Annotated in this window: 12 protein-coding genes; 7 read left to right on the top strand and 5 right to left on the bottom strand. The window is 69.4% G+C overall.

Annotated features, from left to right (window positions below; all coding sequences use genetic code 11):
- Positions 1-55: 55 nt before the first annotated feature.
- A complete protein-coding gene (locus AC3WRR_RS04755) occupies positions 56-2,008 on the bottom strand; it encodes a sigma-54-dependent Fis family transcriptional regulator (protein WP_058696534.1) in 1,953 nt (650 codons plus the stop codon).
- 169 nt (positions 2,009-2,177) lie between these two features.
- Positions 2,178-2,420 carry a hypothetical protein gene (locus AC3WRR_RS04760; RefSeq protein WP_010812795.1) on the bottom strand — a complete coding sequence of 81 codons (243 nt, stop codon included), beginning with the start codon at positions 2,418-2,420 and terminating at the stop codon, positions 2,178-2,180.
- Positions 2,421-2,610: 190 nt separating this feature from the next.
- On the opposite strand from AC3WRR_RS04760, the gene AC3WRR_RS04765 reads away from it, so the two are divergent.
- From AC3WRR_RS04765 to AC3WRR_RS04775, 3 genes are read left to right on the top strand one after another with little or no spacing between them, the layout of a single operon-like run.
- A complete protein-coding gene (locus AC3WRR_RS04765) occupies positions 2,611-3,528 on the top strand; it encodes an alpha/beta hydrolase (protein WP_011617563.1) in 918 nt (305 codons plus the stop codon).
- A 30-nt stretch (positions 3,529-3,558) separates the two neighbouring features.
- Positions 3,559-5,670, top strand: coding sequence for a penicillin-binding protein 1A (locus AC3WRR_RS04770; RefSeq protein WP_010812793.1), 2,112 nt, complete (start codon positions 3,559-3,561; stop codon positions 5,668-5,670).
- Between the two features lie 30 nt (positions 5,671-5,700).
- Positions 5,701-6,954: an arsenic transporter gene (locus AC3WRR_RS04775; protein ID WP_492296333.1), complete on the top strand. Its 1,254-nt coding sequence runs from the start codon at positions 5,701-5,703 to the stop codon at positions 6,952-6,954.
- Between the two features lie 9 nt (positions 6,955-6,963).
- Here AC3WRR_RS04775 and AC3WRR_RS04780 read toward each other — a convergent pair whose 3' ends face one another.
- Complete coding sequence (locus AC3WRR_RS04780) at positions 6,964-7,155, bottom strand: hypothetical protein (protein ID WP_010812791.1); 192 nt, start codon at positions 7,153-7,155, stop codon at positions 6,964-6,966.
- Positions 7,156-7,447: 292 nt separating this feature from the next.
- Between AC3WRR_RS04780 and folE the strand changes: the two genes are divergently transcribed.
- Both folE and AC3WRR_RS04790 read left to right on the top strand, forming a co-directional pair.
- Entirely contained in the window at positions 7,448-8,197 is a 750-nt protein-coding gene (gene folE / locus AC3WRR_RS04785) for a GTP cyclohydrolase I (protein WP_439669257.1), read from the top strand.
- 45 nt (positions 8,198-8,242) lie between these two features.
- Entirely contained in the window at positions 8,243-8,686 is a 444-nt protein-coding gene (locus tag AC3WRR_RS04790; protein ID WP_010812789.1) for a BLUF domain-containing protein, read from the top strand.
- 9 nt (positions 8,687-8,695) lie between these two features.
- On the opposite strand, the gene AC3WRR_RS04795 is transcribed toward AC3WRR_RS04790, so the two are convergent.
- Both AC3WRR_RS04795 and AC3WRR_RS04800 read right to left on the bottom strand, forming a co-directional pair.
- A complete protein-coding gene (locus tag AC3WRR_RS04795) occupies positions 8,696-8,950 on the bottom strand; it encodes a hypothetical protein (protein WP_439669258.1) in 255 nt (84 codons plus the stop codon).
- Between the two features lie 181 nt (positions 8,951-9,131).
- Complete coding sequence (locus tag AC3WRR_RS04800; protein ID WP_010812787.1) at positions 9,132-9,296, bottom strand: FmdB family zinc ribbon protein; 165 nt, start codon at positions 9,294-9,296, stop codon at positions 9,132-9,134.
- A gap of 468 nt (positions 9,297-9,764) precedes the next feature.
- On the opposite strand from AC3WRR_RS04800, the gene AC3WRR_RS04805 reads away from it, so the two are divergent.
- Positions 9,765-10,412, top strand: a complete 648-nt coding sequence (locus AC3WRR_RS04805) for a response regulator (protein ID WP_439669259.1) — start codon at positions 9,765-9,767, stop codon at positions 10,410-10,412.
- Between the two features lie 18 nt (positions 10,413-10,430).
- The gene (locus AC3WRR_RS04810) at positions 10,431-13,826 is read left to right on the top strand and encodes an ATP-binding protein (protein WP_439669260.1); all 3,396 of its coding nucleotides are present in this window, start codon (positions 10,431-10,433) and stop codon (positions 13,824-13,826) included.
- Positions 13,827-13,870: the final 44 nt, after the last annotated feature.

A 13,870-nucleotide genomic window follows, 5' to 3' on the forward strand; every position in this document is an offset into this window, starting at 1 on the left:
GTGCTCCCTCTCCCGCAAGCGGGAGAGGGAGCAAACAAGCGGGATCGGAAGGCCTTCAGCGCTCCGCTTCCTCGTCGCCCTCCAACCCCTCCCTCAACCTCCGATAGATCGTATTGCGCGACACCCCCAGCTCACGCGCCGCGTGGCTGACATTGCCGCCGTGCCTGGCGAGCGCCTGCCGGATCAGGCCTGCTTCCCAGTCGCGCATGCGGGCGGATTTTGATGGCGCCGGCGCCTGCACGGCAGCCGCCGCGTCACAGCGCTCCGCCTCATCGCCGCACTCCTGCTCAAACCCTTCCGGCAGGTGCTCCACCCCGATCTGCGCCTCCCCTTCCGCCAGGATCGCCGCGGTGCGCAGCACGTTGGCAAGCTGCCGGATATTGCCCGGCCACGGGTGCCGGCGCAGCAGCGCCAGCACCTGCGCGTCGACATGCACCGGGGACGGCAGGCCGGCTTCTTCGCACTGCCGCTGCAGGATGCGATCGACCAGCAGCGGCAGGTCGCTGCGCTCGCATAGCGGCGGCAGGGTCACGGCCAGCGCATTGATGCGGTAGTACAGGTCTTCGCGGAAAGCGCCATCGGCAATCATCGCGCGCAGGTCGCGGTGGGTGGCACAGACCACGCGCACATCGACCGGCAGCGCGCGGGCGCTGCCCAGCGGGGTGACCGCGCGCTCCTGCAGCACGCGCATCAGCCGCACCTGCTGTGCCAGCGGCATGTCGCCGATCTCGTCCAGGAACAGCGTGCCGCCGTGCGCCTGCACGACCTTGCCCTCGCTCCCGCGGCGACGCGCGCCGGTGAAGGCGCCTTCTTCATAGCCGAACAGTTCGGCCTCGATCAGCGATTCGGGGATGGCCGCGCAGTTGACCGCGACGAAAGGCCCGCCGGCGCGCGGCGAGGCGGCGTGGATGGCGCGCGCCAGCCACTCCTTGCCGGTGCCGGTGCGGCCCTGGACCAGGATGGTGATATCGCGCCCGCTGACCTTGCGCACGCGGCGCAGCACCGCGGCCACCGCTGCGTCGCCGGTATCGAGCGCGGCCAGTGCCGGCGGCAGCGGGTCTTCGGCGCCGGGCTGGCGCACCGCGATGGGCGCGGCCAGGTATTCGATGCGGGCAAACACCTGCACCCGGCTGGGCAGCGTCAGCGTCTGCAGCGATCCCGCCGCGCCACCGCGCGCTTGCATCGCCGCGCGCACCGGCTGGCCGAACAGCCCGGCAAAACCGGCGTCCGCCAGCGCGTGCGGGGCCAGCCCCAGCTGGAACAGGCCGCTGCGGTTGGCAGCCAGGAAGGCGCCGTCGGGCGAGAACGCCGCCACGCCCTCGAACAGCGTGCCGACGAACTCGGGCCGCGCATGGAAGCGCACCAGCAGCGCGTCCGGGAAGTGGTTGGCAAACAGGTGGTTCTCGATCATCTGCGCCGACATCCGCACCAGCGCCATGGTGTGCCGGTGGAAGCCGCGATGATCGCCGCTGACATCGAGCGCGCCCAGGATGGCACCGGTCGGGCTGGCGATCGGCGCGCAGGAGCAGGTCAGCTGGTGGTTGGACTCGAGGAAATGCTCGCTGGCATGGATCAGGGTGGGACGGGCCTCGGCCAGTGCGGTGCCGATGGCATTGGTGCCCTTGCTCGGCTCCGACCACGATACCCCCGGTGCCAGCGCCACGCGCCGCGCCCGCGCGACGAATACGCCGTCGCCCAGGCTGTGCAGGATCACGCCGCTGCTGTCGGTCAGCAGCACCATGCTGTCGGTATTGGCGATCTGCGCGTGCAGGGTCTCCATCACCGGCAAGGCATGGCGGTACAAGTCGCGGCTGGCGTCCACCAGCTCACCCAGCGCGCGCGGGCTGACGGCATCGAAGCCGGGCGCATGGCGCACATCCAGCCCGAAGCCGGCCGAACGCGCATGCGCGCGGGCGATCAGGCCAGCGCGGTCGGCATCGGCCGGGTCGACATGGGCAGCCTGGCGGGCGACATCGGAAGGCGCAGCGGGATGGGCGGCACGGTGCATGGCGGCGGGTCTCCTGTATCAGCAGGCGGCGCGCGTCGCGGCCGCTGCCTGCCGTCCCGTGGCGCGTGCCGTGCAGCTCAGGTGCGGCGGCAGGCCGGGCGGCTGTAGTCCGGCAACCTTATCACAGGCTCCCGGCCATGTATTGCCCCCGCGCCATGCCGGGCCGGGGTCAGCGTTTTTCGTCGAGCAGGTCGTTCAGGATTTCGTCGAAGGTGGCCTGGGCATCTTCCAGCGCCTGCAGCGCCGCATCGAACGTCTGCAGCGCAAGCTTGGAAGGCTTGCCGCTGCCCTGCGGCGGATAGTGGGCCTGCAAGGCGGTGAAGGCCACCTGCACCTGCCGCGTGGCCGCGACCACGCGTTCCATGGCCTGCGCCTCTTCGGCGCGGTATTGCTCGTGTTTCTGCTCGCTCATGCCCGTTTGCTCCGTATGCGCGCCGTCTCGGGAGGGGGTGCGCGCGCGTGAATGAGGTATATCGTACAAGAACTGCGCCGGGCGGCTTGCGCTGCGCGCTCGCGCCTGACAAAAATGAGGTAGGCTGCGCGGCTGGGCGGCAAGGCCGGCGCTGGTGCGCCCCGCCTGGCAGCGACACTGAAGACTAGCCATGCCATTGATCACCCGCCGTACGCTGGCAGCCGCGCTGATGACTGCCAGCGGCTTCGCCTGCTACTGGACCTACCTGACGCTCAACCAGGAACGGCTGCTGTTCGATGCACGCCGGCGTCCGCCGCGCGACCTGCCCGACGGCATCATTGGCTACTCGCACCTGATCCCCGGCGGCGTGGTGCGCGGCTACATCTACCATAGCCCCGGCGACAACGTGCGCGACCTGCTGTTCTACCTGCCCGGGCGTGGCGAGGATGTGCTCGAAACGCTGCAGTACGCGCGCTGGCTGCCCGCCGGCATGGCCTTCGCCACCTATGACTACCGCGGCCTGGGACACTCCGACGGCCTGCCGTCCGAGGGCGCCGCAGTGGCCGACGCCAGCCAGTTCCTGCTGCATGCGCGGCGTGTCTTCCCCGACACCCGGGTGCATGTGGTGGGCCGCAGCCTGGGCACCGGCGTCGCGATCCAGCTGGCGGATCTGCAGGACTTCGACAGCCTGCAGCTGATCACGCCCTACGACTCGCTGCTTGAACTGGTGCGCAAGCGCTTCCCGCTGGTGCCGCTGCGCCAGCTGATGCGCCACCATTTCGATTCGATCTCGCATTGCAAGAAGGTCGTGCAGAGCACCAAGGTGCTGCTGGCCGAGACCGATGAAGTGGTGCCGCATGAATGCTCGGAACGGCTCATGGCTGCCTGGCCCGGCCCGGTGGCGTTGCAGACCGTGCCAGCCACGAATCACTTCACCATTATCGAACGCGAGGAAACCTGGCTGGCGCTGTGCGAATTTGCCCGGCATCACGGCCAGGCCAGACTGCGCGTGGCTACAGCCCAGCCCGCACCGCCGGCCGCCACCGGCACGCCGCCCATCGACCATGACGAGCTCGGCAACCCGCTGCCGCTGGCGGCCGGCCGCTAGCGCCAGCCAGGCAGCGGGTAAAATGCGCGCATGAAAAAAATCGCAGTCAAGGCAGGCGGCGCCGTACTGGCGCTGGCTGCAGCCGGTGCCTTGCTTGCCGGCTTTGCCGCGGTGGTAAGCCTGCGGCAGCTTCCCGCAGTCGACTCCCTGCGCGACTACCGGCCCGACGTGCCCCTGCGGATCTACACCAGCGACAATGTGCAGATCGGCGAGTTCGGCAGCGAGCACCGCGAGTTCATCCCCTTCGGGCAGATGCCGTCGCGCATGGTCCAGGCGCTGCTGGCAGCCGAGGACGACCAGTTCTACGAGCACGAGGGTGTCGACATGCCCGGCGTGCTGCGCGCCGCGCTGGCCAACCTGGGCCAGGGCTATGCGCAGGGCGCGTCCACCATCACCATGCAGGTGGCGCGCAATTTCTACCTGTCGCGCGAGAAGACGCTGGCGCGCAAGTGGTATGAAATGCTGCTGGCCTGGCGCATCGACCAGACCCTGCCCAAGGACCGCATCCTTGAGCTGTACATGAACCAGGTCTACCTGGGCGAGCATGCCTACGGCTTCGGCAGCGCCGCGCATGCGTACTTCGGCAAGCCGCTGGCGTCGTTGTCGCTGGCCGAGGCGGCGATGCTGGCGGGGCTGCCCAAGGCCCCTTCGTCCATCAACCCGGTGGTCAACTTCCCGCGCGCCAAGCGGCGCCAGGAATATGTGCTGGGCCGCATGCTGGCACTGGGCATGATCAGCCAGGACGACTACCGCGAGGCCCGCGCCGCGCGCCTGGCAATCTCCGACGACAGCCCCGGCAGCTTTGCCGGGCATGCCGAGTACGTGGCCGAACTCGCGCGCCAGCTGGCGCGCGAGCGCTTTGGCGACGAGGCCTACACGCGCGGCCTGAACGTCTACACCACGGTGTCGTCGGTGCGCCAGACCCTGGCTTACGATGCGGTGCACGGCGGGCTGGAAGGCTACGCGCGGCGCCACCGCAAGTTCGTCAAGGACCTGTCGCAGGGCCCGCAGGGTGCGCTGGTATCGCTGGACAGCGCCACCGGCGCGATCGAGGCGATGGTGGGCGGCGCCGACTTTGCCACCAGCCGCTTCAACCACGCCACCCAGGCGCAGCGCCAGCCGGGCTCGACCTTCAAGCCCTTCGTCTATGCGGCGGCACTGGAGCGCGGCGTGTCGCCCGGCACGCTGATCAACGACGCGCCGCTGCCCAATGGTTCGCGCTGGCAGCCGTCCAATGACGACGGGCGCTTTGTCGGCCCCATCACCGTGCGCCAGGCGCTGGCGGAATCGCGCAACCTGCCGGCAATCCGCACGCTGCAGGCGATCGGCATTCCGTACACGGTGGAGTTCGCCAGCCGTTTCGGCTTCGCGCCTAGGCGGCTGCCGCGCTACCTGCCGCTGGCACTGGGCACCGGCACCACTTCGCCGCTGCGCCTGGCCGCGGCCTATGGCGTCTTTGCCAACGGCGGCCACCGCATCGAGCCCTACCTGATCGCGCGCATCACCGACAGCGAAGGCAAGGTGCTGTTCTCTGCCGAGTCGGAGGACGCCGCGGACAGCCCGGCCCCGCCGCGCGTGATCAGCGCCCGCAACGCCTTCGTCATGGACAGCCTGCTGCGCAGCGTGGTCGACGACGGCACCGGCGCCGGCGTGCGCCGCTACCTGCGCCGCGCCGACGTGGCCGGCAAGACCGGCACTACCAATGACTCGGTCGACGGCTGGTTCGCGGGCTACGCCGGCGGCGTCGTCACGGTGGCGTGGATGGGCTACGACGACAACCGCAGCCTGGGCGAACATGAGTTCGGCGCCACCACCGCGCTGCCGGTGTGGGCCGCCTATATGGAGGGCCGCCTTGCGGGCGTGCCCGTGCCTGAAGCTGAAGCGCCCGCCGGCGTGGTCCGCGTGGGAGATGACTGGATGTACGCGGAGTATGCCGATGGCAGCCACGGCATCGCCGCCATCGGCTTCCCGCCGCCGGCACCCGCGGCGGCGCCGGCGGTCGATCCGGTCGCCAGCAACCTCGGCGGGACCGCGGCGCCGGCCCCGGCTGCCCCCGCGCCGACACCTGTCACCAGCGAGGCAACTGGCCTGCCGGCGCCCGGCGCTGCCACGCCGGCCGTCCCCGCGGACGCCAGGCTGTAGACTTCCGGCTTTCCACTGTCCCCGATCCCGATGTCCAGCCACGCCCCGCTGCTGATCTGGTCGGTCGCCGCGCTGACCACGGCCGGCGTCCTGTTCCGCCCGTTCCGCCTGCCCGAAGCCTTCTGGGCCGCCGCCGGCGCCCTGCTGCTGTGCGTCACCGGCCTGATGACGCTGCCCGACGCGCTGGCGGCGGTGCTGCGCGGCTACGACGTGTACCTGTTTCTCGCGGGCATGATGCTGATCTCCGAGCTGGCCCGCAAGACCGGGCTGTTCGACCACGTCGCCGCGCTCGCCGTGCGCCGGGCGCGCGGCTCGGCGCCGCGGCTGTTCCTGATGGTGTACGGCTTCGGCACGCTGGTGACGGCATTCATGTCCAACGACGCCACCGCCGTGGTGCTGACGCCCGCGGTGCTGGCCGCCACCCGCGCCGCGCGGGTCCGGCAGCCGCTGCCCTACTTGTACGCGTGCGCCTTCATCGCCAATGCCGCCAGCTTCGTGCTGCCGATCTCCAACCCGGCCAACCTGGTCATCTTCGGCACACGCATGCCGCCGCTGGCGGGCTGGCTGGCGAGCTTCGCGCTGCCGTCGCTGGCCGCGGTGCTGGCCACGCTGGCAGCGCTGTGGTGGACCCAGCGCGCGGCGCTGGCCGAGCCCATCGAACATGACGTGCCGGTGCCGCCGCTGTCGCCGCAGGCCCGGCTGACCGCGCTGGGCATCGTGCTGACCGGCCTGATCCTGCTGGTGGCCTCGCTGCGCGGCAACGACCTGGGCTGGCCGACCTGCGCGGCGGGCGTGGCCACGCTGCTGCTGGTCTGCGCGACCCGGCGCGAGCTGCTGGTGCCGGCGCTGCGCGAGGTGTCATGGGGGGTGTTGCCGATGGTGGCGGGGCTGTTCGTGCTGGTCGCGGCACTGGAGCAGACCGTGGTGATCGGCCAGCTGGCCGATGCCGTCGCAGCGGCGTCGCGCGACGGCGGCGCACTGGCCCTGCTGGGCGTGGGCGCGGTGGTGGCGCTGGCGGGCAATATCGCCAACAACCTGCCGGCCGGCCTGATCGCCGCCTCGGCGCTGGCGGGCGGACATGCCTCGCATGCCGTGACCGGTGCCGTGCTGATCGGCATTGACCTTGGCCCCAACTTGTCCGTCACCGGCTCGCTGGCCACGCTGCTGTGGCTCACGGCGCTGCGGCGCGAAGGGCATATGGTCAGCGCCGGCCAGTTCCTGCGCGTGGGGGCCGTGGTGATGCCGGCAGCGATGCTGCCGGCACTGGCGCTTTTGCTGCTTTAGGCTGCTGGCTCAGCTGGTAGCGGCGTCATTGGCCGCGGGGGTGTTGGCGGCCTGCAGCAGGGGCCGGCGCAGGCCGGTCGCGCCATGGCGCACGGCACTGGCGTGGTGTTCCGCCACGCCAGTTTCCACCGGCGTGGCCGGCAGCGGCACTGTGACCACATGGAGCAGCATCAGGCTGCTGCACGGAAAGGCAATCGGCATGATGACGTTATTCCCGACAAAGAGTCAGGCCGCGCGCTGCAGCGGCCGGGTGCCGGCGGCTTTATGGCGGGCTGCCTGGCGTTGTGCAGACATTATGTGCGCTTGTCGGCGTTGTGCGGCGCGGGCTTTAGCGATGTCATGAACTATTCACGGAGCAACGTCGGCTTGTGGCGTAATCGGCCCACCGCGCCGCACCTTGCCATGCCCCGTGCGGGTTGTGAGGCCACGGCATCTGCCATATAGTGAATCCGGCACACCCGCTGCGCAGTCATCCATCCCACCACGCATAACCATGACCAGCAAGGACGCGGCGCACCGCGCGAAGGACAGCAACGCCGGCGACGATGCCGGCCACCCCCACGCCCACAGCGTCTCCGCCCGCATCCGCGCACGGCTCGAGGCCGCGCAGGAGCGCTTCCACGCCAACGACAATATTTCGCACCACATCGAGCCGGGCGAGATGGAGCAGCTTCAGGCCGAAGTGCAGGCGCGCCTGGAGGACGTGCTGCGCGCGCTGGTGATCGACGTCGACAACGACCACAACACCCAGGAAACCGCGCGCCGGGTCGCCAAGATGTACCTGAAGGAGATCTTCGCCGGCCGCTACGCCAAGGCGCCGCCGGTGACCGAGTTCCCCAACGTCGGCCAGCTCAACGAACTGATGATCGTCGGCCCGCTGCGCGTGCGCAGTGCCTGCTCGCATCACCTGTGCCCGATCATCGGCAAGCTGTGGGTAGGGGTGATGCCGAACCAGCATTCCAACCTGATCGGCCTGTCCAAGTACGCGCGGCTAGCCGAATGGATCATGTGCCGGCCGCAGATCCAGGAAGAGGCGGTGGCACAGGTCGCCGACCTGCTGCAGGAAAAGATGAGTCCCGACGGCCTGGCCATCGTGATGGAAGCCGAGCACTTCTGCATGCACTGGCGCGGCGTGCGCGACACCGATGCCAAGATGACCAACAGCGTGATGCGCGGCTCGTTCCTGAAGGACGACAGCCTGCGCCGCGAGTTCCTCACGCTGCTGAACCACAACCGCGGCTAGGCCGCACGCCCCGCCCACCAGCCGCCACAACCGAGCGCCACGCCCATGCTAGTCCGCCTGCTCTATGCCAGCCGTGCCCGCCAGGCCATCGACGCCGCCCTGCTCGACGCCATCCTGGCCACCAGCCTGGAACGCAATCCGCGCCACGGCATCACCGGGGTGCTGTGCCACGGCAACGGCATCTTCCTGCAGGCGCTGGAAGGCGACCGCCAGGACGTATCACAGCTGTTCCAGGCGATCGCACGCGACCCGCGCCACCACGACGTGACCCTGCTGCATTTCGAGGAAACCTGCACGCGCGACTTTGCCGGCTGGGCGATGGGCCAGGTCAATGCGGCGCGCATCAACACCGCCACCCTGCTCAAGTTCTCGGCGCGCGCCGAACTGGATCCGTACCGCACCTGCGGTGCGGCGTCGCTGGCCTTGCTCAAGGAGCTGATCGCCGGCGCGTCAGTGGTGTCGCGCACCGGCGAACGCGGACGGCACTGAGCCTCGCCGTCAGGCCGTCACCTGGCCGAACAGGCCGCACTCCAGGTCGCTCTCGAATTCCTCGACCCAGACCGAACCGGGGCCTGCCTCGTAGACACTGGTCTTGTCCGTGCCGACCCGGTGCACGCTGATGCGCCGCACCCCGGCCTCGCGGCTTTCCTCGAAAATCTCGAACATCTCGGCCGCCAGCCCGACCTGCCTGCATACCTGCAGGACCTGTTGCTGCTCGTCGGCGGGAAATTCGGTGAACGGTCTCGTTGCCATGGCATCCTCCGTCAAGGTTGAGATCGCCGCTTGCGCGCAGCGCTAACGCACGTGGTGCACGGGCACCACGCCTGGAAAAGACATGCCGCGGCCGTCGGCCGGCGGCACACCTGCGCGCCCGCCGCACAACTGCGGCGGGCCGCAAACCCTCCTGGGAGGTAGTTGTTCGGACTCAGCGGACTCAGCTCTTGCGCTGGGTCACTGCCACGAACGGGGCCGGTGCGTGCTGGACGGACTGGCTGCCGCAGTTCGGGCAGTTCGGATGGGCAGAGGCGTGTTCCGCGAGATGCTCGGTTTTCTCGAACATATGGCCGCACTTCTCGCAGCGGTATTGGTAGACGGGCATGGCGTTCCCCAACGCGGTGCACGCGCCGCGGGGCGCGTGTCAGCTTCATTCTAGGACAGCGGTCCGTGCCCCGAAGCGTGAAAGTTCGCCGTGCCGGAGCCGGCGCGCTGCGCGCATGCGGGGATGTCACCGCGAATTCACTTTCTCTCGCGGCGCTCCTGCCTGCCGCTGCGTGAATGCGTCTTCCGCCACGCATTGACATAAGGCAAATAGCCGGCCGCGCTCGCCGCGGAACAAGCGACGCAATGCTGCGCAAACCCAGGTCAAGCATCGCGGCATGGCGCCGTTCTATTGGCAGGTCACGCATTTCCCAAACTGGCCGTGTCCATGCCCGTCTCAGCTAGTTCCCTGAACTAGCTGAATTACGATTCAAGGAGGTGCGGAACATAGCCAGAATCTCGGATTTGTGGTGGCGCAATCGCCCAGTGCAACCGGCGTGGACCGGTTGCCGCCCATCCGGAGATAGCTATGTACGACGGAGTCTTGCGTGTCGCCCTGGCGGACGACCACCCGCTGGTCGTGGCCGCCCTGCGCGACTGCCTGCAGCGCAGCGGCAGTGCCCAGATCAGCTGCGAATGCCGCAACGGCACGGAGTTGCTCGGCGCGCTGGACCAACATCACGCCGATATCGCCATCACCGATTTCTGCATGGGCCACGGCGATACCTCGCTGGACGGCTTCAACCTGCTGGGCCGCCTGGCGCGTCGCCATCCGCTGACGCGCGTGGTGGTGATCAGCGCCCAGACCAATCCCGCCATCATCCGCCGCGCCATGAAGCTTGGCGTGCGCGCCTTCGTCAGCAAGGAAGACCACCTGGACGAGGTCGTGCGCGCCTGCATCCACGTCGCATCCGGCGGCAGCTGCTTCTATTCGCCCGCGGTGCACGCCATCCTGCAACACGCCACGCTGGCCGGCGCACCGGCCACCGAACTGACGCAGCGCGAACTGGAAGTGATCCGGCTCTATGTGCAGGGCCTGCAGTTGACCGACATCGCCGGCAAGCTCGGCCGCTCGGTCAGCACCATCTCCAGCCAGAAGACCGTGGCCATGCGCAAGCTGGGGGTGCAGACCAATACCGGCCTGATCCGCTACGCCTATGAAAACCGCCTGATCTGACACGGCCGGAACCCGCCGATGCAGCAAACCGTCGACCGTACCCGTGAAACCCTGGCCAGCGCCTTCGATGCGCTTGCCGACAATGCGAGGCGCCAGCAACACCAGTATTCAGTGACCATCGCGGTGCTGATCGCCATCGTGCTGTTCTCCGGCTTGCTGCTTGCCGGCCTGGCCACGGAACAACACCTGGACTACCGCCGCAGCGACGTCTCGCGGTACGCCGGCTCGGTCTCGCAGTTGCTGCATAACGAGTCCTCGTTCCTGCGGCGCACCGTGCTGGGCATCCGCTACAACCTGGATGCACCCGCACCGGAGCCATCGCGCGATCCCGGCTTCGGGGCCTTCCGGCGCACCGGCACCGCCAGCCTCCACGTCGATGCCGTGCGCAAGGACTATCACCTGCTTGCCACCGAGGCAACGCGGCAGGGCTGGGGCGCCGGGCTGCCGGCGCAGTACGTGCGGCTGCGGCAGATTGCCCTGGCTGCGGTGGCCACGCAACAGGCGTTCGATCTCGACCACGGGGCCTACGCGGTCGCGCTGAACGAGGACAGCGCCGTGGTCATCAGCCAGCCCGAGGCCGGCGCGCCACCGCTCGCGCTCGACCCGGCGCTGATCCCGCTGCTGCGCACATGGCTGACCCAGGCGCTGCTGGAGCGCAGCGGCCGCAGCGTGCCGGCGCGCGAGCAGCAGGTCTGGGTGGGTCCGCTGCGCCACCCGGTGGACGACACTCCGGTCATGGTGCTGGCCGGCGCCGCCTATGCCGGCGACACGCCCACCATGCTGGTGGCCGCCTGCGTGCCCCTGCACGCCTTCCTGGCCGACTTGCAGCGCGCGGAGGATCCGGCGCTGCTGGCACTGCTCAATCCAGCCGGTCAGGTCATCGATGTATCGCCGCAAGACTGGCCGGCGGCCTCGGCCAGCGTCAACGATGTGGCAGCCGGCACGCGCCTGCTGTCGCACAGCAGGCTGGATGTCACGCCATCGGGCATGCGGCTGGTGCAGCCGCTGCCGGCAGGCTTCGGGCAGCTGGTCTACCACCTGCCGTATCGCATGCTGGGCACGGCGCTGGCAGCGGAGCTGGCCGTGATCGCCGGCGCCATGCTGCTGCTGACCGGCGCCATCGGGCTGGCCGCGCGCTACTGGAGCCGGCACCTGCTGCGGCGCACGCACGCCGAAGCCTCGCGTGCGCTGGAAAGCGAGCTGATGAACCAGGTGCTGGTCAATGCCACGCCGATCGGCCTTTGCATCGTGCGCCAGCACGACTACGCCGTCCTGACGTCGAACCCGCTGGCCGGCGTGCTGCTGCAATGGCAGCCCCATGGGCACCTGCCCGATGCCGTAGCGGAGGCGTTCAAGAAACAGCCATGCGGTGGCAGCAGCGGACAAGCGTCCATTTCCAGCTTTACCGTCGCGGCACCGCCGCGCGTGCCGGCGGATGAGCCATCCGGCCACGGCGACGCCACCCAGCACTTCCTGCAAATCACCTACGCGCCGGCGCGCTACCGCGATGAGGCAGTGCTGTTCTGCGCCGTGCAGGACTGCACCGCGCAGCAGGCACTGCAAGAGCAGTTGCGCTCCGCCCAGCAGGCCACCGAGGCAATGATGCGCGCACGCTCGACCTTCTTCGCCGCGATGAGCCACGAAATCCGTACGCCGCTGAACGCATTGCTGGGCAACCTGGAGCTGCTCGCGCGCGGCAGCGGCCTGGCGGCACACGCGCCCCGGCTCAGGGCGCTGGACAGCGCCGCCGAGGCGCTGCGCCGGATCGTCAACGATGTGCTGGATTTTTCCAAGATCGATGCCGGCAAGCTCAGGCTGGTCAACGCGCCCTTCCGCCCCGTCGAGGCGCTGGAAAGCGTGGCGCTGACCCATGCGCCGATGGTGGCCGGCCGCCCCATCCGCTTCCACCTGCAGCTGTCGCCATCGCTGGATGCTGAGGTCACAGGCGACCGCATGCGCCTGGTGCAGGTGTTGAACAACCTGCTGAGCAACGCCTTCAAGTTCACTGCCAGCGGCCGCATCACCTTAAGCGGCGAGCTGCGCCAGGACCACCACGGCACGCAGCGGCTGGTCTGCCGCGTCAGCGATTCCGGCATCGGCATGCCGCCGTCGCTGGCGGCGCGCGTGTTCCAGCCCTTCGTGCAGGGCGATGCCGCAACCGCCAGCCGCTACGGCGGCACTGGCCTGGGCTTGTCGATCTGCGCCCGGCTGTGCGAGCTGATGGGCGGCAGCATCAGCGTGGACAGCGTGCCGGACGTGGGCAGCGCGTTCACGGTCTCGGTGCCGCTGCCGGCGGCCGCTGGCACGCCGCTGCCGCCGGTCCCGCCCGCCGCGGCGCAGTGCGGCGACGTGGTCGTGCTGTGCCAGCACATGCGCACCGGCGAGGCCCTGGCCGCGTGGCTCGCCACGGCAGGCTGGCGTGCCGATGTGCTGGCATCGCAGGCGGCCGCACTGGCGTCTTTCCAGGTCAAGGTGCCACGCGTTATCGTCGCCACTGAAGAGTACCCCCTGGCCGCACTGGCCGGCCTGCGCGATGCGGCAAAGGTCCCGGTTGTGTGGGTGACACAGGAGGGCCCGCATCGGCCGTGCCAGTGCGCCCCCGGCATGCACGAAGTCACGGCCTACAGCCACCGCGCGCTGCTCGACTGCGTGGCCCAGGCGGCCGAAGGCCCGGCGCCGGCGGCGCAGGCACTCCCGGCATCGGCCGAGGCGCCGCTGACGATCCTTGTCGCCGAGGACAATGCGCTGAACCAGACCCTGATCGCCGAACAGCTGCAGGCACTTGGCTGCCACCCGATCGTTGCTGGCAACGGCAGGCAGGCACTGGCGGAGCTGAAGAGCACGCACATCGACGCCGTGCTGACCGATATCCATATGCCAGTCATGGACGGCCATGCGCTGCTGCGCGCGGTGCGCGCGCAGCATCCCGACATGCCGGTACTGGCCTTCAGCGCATTCACTGGCAGCGAGCCATGCGCAGACTGGCGCCTGCGCGGCTTTTCCGGCTTTATCGCCAAGCCGGCGTCGTTGCAGGACCTGCAGGCGTGCCTGCATGGCCTGCCCGGCCGCCGGCATGCCGCGGCCCCTCGCACCAATGACGAGCCAGCTGCGGCTTCCCAGGCAGAAACCGCTGATCGCCGCCGCTACGAAGCCATGCTGCGCCGGCAGCTGCAACAAGACCTGCCAGCGTTAGCGCACATCATTGCGCAGCAGAACCTGCCGGCATTGCGGCACTGGGTCCATGCCGCAGCCGGCGCCTTCATGATCGTGCGCCGCCAGCCCATCGTCGGGGCATGCCTGGCACTGGAAGCACTGTGTGACGGCGCCCAGGCGTGGACCCCGGCCGCCGCAGCCGCGGCCGAAGCCCTGCATGAACGGCTGCGCGGATACGCGCAGGCCGCCGCAGCGGAATAATGCGCGCGGCGCGCTGCGCCTTACCACAATTAGCGGATTTGCGA

Source organism: Cupriavidus sp. FW305-3-2-15-C-LB2, from assembly GCF_058787575.1.